The sequence below is a fragment of the Teredinibacter waterburyi genome, from assembly GCF_001922985.1.
Lineage (GTDB): Bacteria > Pseudomonadota > Gammaproteobacteria > Pseudomonadales > Cellvibrionaceae > Teredinibacter > Teredinibacter waterburyi.
On record NZ_MRUH01000039.1, the window covers coordinates 1 to 854 of the forward strand.

General features: G+C 42.7%; 1 protein-coding gene. It reads right to left on the reverse strand.

The features are described from left to right. Positions 1-217: 217 nt before the first annotated feature. Entirely contained in the window at positions 218-778 is a 561-nt protein-coding gene (locus IDZ20_RS04855; protein ID WP_188150308.1) for a hypothetical protein, read from the reverse strand. Between the last annotated feature and the right edge of the window lie 76 nt (positions 779-854).

Below are 854 nucleotides of genomic sequence, written 5' to 3' on the forward strand. Positions count from 1 at the left end.
ACTGCATCACTGCGATTTTCCCAACTAAACCGCTGCTGGAGCGGCACAAACTAAAAAGACAATTTCCACGACCCTAAAACCGACAAAGCGCTTGTTTCAATACCACGCATAACGCCTTTGTCAGTTGCGTTTTGGTTGTAGTGGATTTTTGTGCAAAGATGGCCGTAGGCCATGCACAAAAAGGAGCGAAGACCAAAACGTCAACTGGACAAATTTGTTAGGCACTGCTTGGCACCCCTTTTGCCTTAGACCATAGATCATGAATGAAGCTATATAGCTCAAACATTTCGTCAACTCTAGGCCTTGATGAAGTTCCTGGCATATCTAGTGCATTTATTCGCTCAATCCCGTTTACAATTTCTGACGGGACATCTGAATCCTTCTTGAATTTCTCTTTTGTCCATTTGGGCGTGGGATATTTCCCTGCCCATATGACATACCTTGCTGTGTGCTCTAAAAGCTTCGTTTGCTCGGATGTTAGCTCAGAAGATTGAAAAAGAGATACAACATCATGCCCGTAAATTGCTTCGCGAGGACCATCACCTTTTGCTAAATAGTACGCCTTACAGATTAGCTCAATAGAGAATGAGAGCAAGAACTCGGCTGTAGGCAAAAACATAATGCTATCAAAATCAAGGGTATCTGCTCTATCATCAAACGATTGAGCTAAAAACTTTGCTGATGAAATAAACTGATGTGATTTAAACTCCCACTCTTCAGCGTCAAAAGCTTTTTCATCATTCTCAATTCTGATGGATTTGGAATAATTTTCGCTCATAATCTGATTATGCCTAACGCCGCGTTAACCTGTGACGCGTGTGGAGTGGAGTTTTGGGGTACAGTGGCGAAGCCAC